This is a genomic window from Bacillus sp. JJ1503, assembly GCF_036965125.1.
Classification (GTDB): domain Bacteria; phylum Bacillota; class Bacilli; order Bacillales; family Cytobacillaceae; genus Cytobacillus.
In genome coordinates this window covers 1-3519 of sequence record NZ_JBALOZ010000056.1, presented here as the reverse complement: position 1 = coordinate 3519, position 3519 = coordinate 1, and the positions used below count along the sequence as shown (strand labels likewise).

3 protein-coding genes are annotated in these 3519 nt (G+C 36.5%); 2 read left to right on the top strand and 1 reads right to left on the bottom strand.

The features are described from left to right. Together V7149_RS05275 and V7149_RS05270 are read left to right on the top strand one after the other, a co-directional pair. Nucleotides 1-1323: allantoinase (locus V7149_RS05275; protein WP_335344602.1), on the top strand; the 1323-nt coding region annotated here is incomplete at its 5' end. 72 nt (nucleotides 1324-1395) lie between these two features. Further along, nucleotides 1396-2667: an MFS transporter gene (locus tag V7149_RS05270; RefSeq protein WP_335344601.1), complete on the top strand. Its 1272-nt coding sequence runs from the start codon at nucleotides 1396-1398 to the stop codon at nucleotides 2665-2667. 111 nt (nucleotides 2668-2778) lie between these two features. On the opposite strand, the gene V7149_RS05265 is transcribed toward V7149_RS05270, so the two are convergent. After that, nucleotides 2779-3099: a winged helix-turn-helix transcriptional regulator gene (locus V7149_RS05265; RefSeq protein ID WP_335344600.1), complete on the bottom strand. Its 321-nt coding sequence runs from the start codon at nucleotides 3097-3099 to the stop codon at nucleotides 2779-2781. Between the last annotated feature and the right edge of the window lie 420 nt (nucleotides 3100-3519).

The window sequence follows — 3519 nt, the reverse complement described above, 5'->3', positions numbered from 1 at the left end:
TACGATTTAATTATTAAAAACGGGACAATCGTTACTGCAGATTCAATTGTTCAAGGGGATATAGGAATTAAGGAAGGGAAAATTAAGGAAGTCTCAATTGGCAAGTCAATAGAGGCAACAGCAGTTAATGAGATTGACGCACAAGGACTTCATATCCTGCCAGGTTTAATTGACACACATGTCCATTTTAACGAACCAGGCAGAACAGAGTGGGAAGGACTAGAGACAGGAAGCAGAAGCTTAGCTGCCGGAGGAGTTACAACATTCTTTGATATGCCGTTGAATAGTACGCCTCCGACAATTAATAAAGCAAATTTAGAGCTGAAGAGCACTGCTGCCGCTGAAAAGTCAATCGTTAATCCTCGTTTCTGGGGCGGACTTGTACCAGAAAATATTGACGATTTAAAAGATCTTCATGAAAATGGCGTAATCGGATTTAAGGCATTTATGTCACCAAGTGGAATTGTGGATTTCAATAATGTTGATGATGAAACCATTTATAAGGGGATGAAAGAGATTGCATCCTTGGGATCCCTTCTTGCTGTTCATGCAGAGAGTACAGTTATTACTGAACAGCTTGCACAAGAAAAACAAAGTCAAGGAAAAACAACAGCAAGAGATTTTGTTGAATCGCGACCGATTATTTCTGAAATTGAAGCAGTTAGAAGAATTATTTCCTATTCAGAAGCAACTGGATGTAAACTTCATATTGTCCATGCAAGCAGCAGAAAAGTAGTCGAAGTGATTAACGATGCAAAACAAAGAGGCGTAAATGTAACAGTTGAAACATGCCCGCATTATTTATCGTTGACAGTAAAAGATTTAGAGGAAAAAAGAGCATTGGCGAAATGTGCACCTCCATTGAGAGATGAAGAAGAAGTTGAAGATTTATGGACGGCAGTTGCTAACGGAGAAATTAACGTCATCGCATCTGATCATTCGCCAGCACCGGCATCTATGAAAACAATTACAGACAACTTTTTTGAAGGATGGGGAGGTATTTCTGGAGCTCAGTCTACATTGAATATCATGTTGACTGAAGGGCATTTTAAACGAAATCTCCCATTAGAAAAAATTGTAGAATTAACTGCTGCAAACCCAGCAAAATTGTTCGGACTTTCAACTAAAGGAACAATTGCAGTTGATTATGATGCGGATTTGGCAATTGTCAATTTGAATGAAAGATTTGAACTAAAGAAGGAAGATTTGTTTTACCGTCATCAGCACTCACCTTATGTAGGTATGACATTTAAAGGGAAAGTGAAGACAACAATTGTTGGTGGTAAAGTAGTGTTCGAAAATGGCGAACCAATAAAAAAATAAAAATGTAGGGGAATGGTTTTTTATAACTTAACTCCTCTGCAGTAATAATTAAAATGAAGGGGAGTTGTTTTTATGGCACCAATGGCAATACATCATGAAGGGCAAAAGAGCAAGAAATTTATGATTCCATATTGGTGGAAAGTAGTTTTTGCATTCACGTTAGGATGGATGTTCATCAATGCAAATAAATATTTTTTGAATCCTATTTTAGGGAATATTGGCTTAGAGTATAACCTGAATAACAGCCAGCTTGGGCTGGTCAATAGTATTTTCTTTCTGACTTACACGATCGCTCAAATTCCTGCAGGAGCTTTCAGTGATAAATTTGGCAGGAAAAAGTTGCTCGCCATCGGGTTTATTTTATATGGGGTTTTGACAGGCATCAGTGGCCTCATGGCTGGCTTCACAGGCTTTTTGGTAGCTCGTGCTATTGCAGGACTTTCTTCAGCAACATATTATGGTCCCCAATTTGCCCTATCATCTGAAGCAATTCCAGAAAAACGCAGAACTGTAGGCAGTGCAATTATTAACAGCGGATCAGGGTTAGGGGTTGCTTTAGGTTTTATCTTATCTAGCACATTAGTTTTAGAAAAGGGTATGAGTTGGAGCGTTCCATTTTATATCTTCGGTGTGCTTACGGTTCTAGTCGGAATCCTTATTTCGGTATTAGTAAAAGAAAAAAATCCAGATAAGGCATCGAATGAAAGTAAATTACTAGAGAAGTCGCCTAATAAAGGAGAAAAAGTTTCGGTTTTATCTTTACTTAAAAACCGTAATCTCTTAATTACCTTTCTAGTCTTATTTTGTTCTATTTACGGCTTTACAGTCGTTGTCACATGGTTGCCGAAGTTTTTGGAAACCGAAAGAGGTTTCCACGGCAGTCAAGTTGGTTTGATATCGGCCCTAGTTCCATTAGCTTCGATACCAGGGGCGCTTATCGCAAGTTATATTTCGGATCGCTTAGGCAGGAAGAAGCCTTTCGCATTTGTGCTGATTCCAATTGCAGCGATTGCATTATGGGCAACTGTCTATGTTCATGATACCGCATTATTGATCACAGCATTATTGGTTTATGGATTTTTTGGTAAGATTGCGCTAGATCCGCTTCTGATAGCATCAGTTTCCGAAAATGTTGATAAATCAGCGTATGGGCTTGCCTTCAGTCTCTTTAATTTTATGGGTATGATGTCGTCGATTATCGCCCCTTGGTTTGTTGGGTTTCTTGCTGATAAAACAGGCAGCATGGCTACGGGATTTTACTCAGCGGTCATTGTTCTTGCGGTAGGGTTCGTGCTAATGATGTTCTTTAAAGAAGGGACAAAAGTAAAAGAATCGGTTGAATAGAGATGAATATTAAAAAAGGGGTTATAACAGGTGTAAATTCACTGTTATAGCCCCTTTTGTTTTGGAGGAAATGGTGATGAAGCATTTGATAAGGAAAGATTGCAACAACGATTATAGCCATTTTTCAGCCCAATTTTCAATTGTTTGAAGTGCTTTTCCCAATTCAGTACCCTTTCTAGTTAAGGAGTATTCTGTCCTAACAGGGCGGTCAGTGATCACATTCCTAATCACGAGTCCATCTTCTTCAAGTTCTTTCATGCGCTCATTTAGCACGCGTTTACTTAAATCAGGAATATAGGCGTGTATTTCACTAAATCTTTTTGGTTCATCCATAAGTGTATGGATAATAAGTCCTATCCATTTTTTGCTAATTAGGTGATATGAATGCTCAACTTTATCACATAATTGCTTTTGATTTGCATGCTCAATCATTAATTTCACCTCCAGAATAAAGTATAGTTGTATATTATTAATAACCAGAGTTATAATGTTATCTTTATCAAATTTTATCATATATTTCCTTGATTATAAAGTAAATATATGTATTTATTATACGTGAAAAAAAACATTTTTGTTATTTTAAATAACCTTCAAGTTAAATTTTGTTAATAGTCTTCTTCAAAACCTCTTTCTAAGATTTTTTTCCTATTCCGCATGTAATTATGAATAAAGTTTTATTGATGTTTTATTCTTCGAATCTTTCATCTTTTTCTCGGTCTTTAATTTATTTTCTATGCAAAAAAATTAATATCACATGATCAAAGCTTGGTTTCTGAGAATTTTGGTTACTATTAGTTATTAGTTTATCGGTAGTTCATTTGGTTATTAGATTTATATTTTAGAGATGGAAAT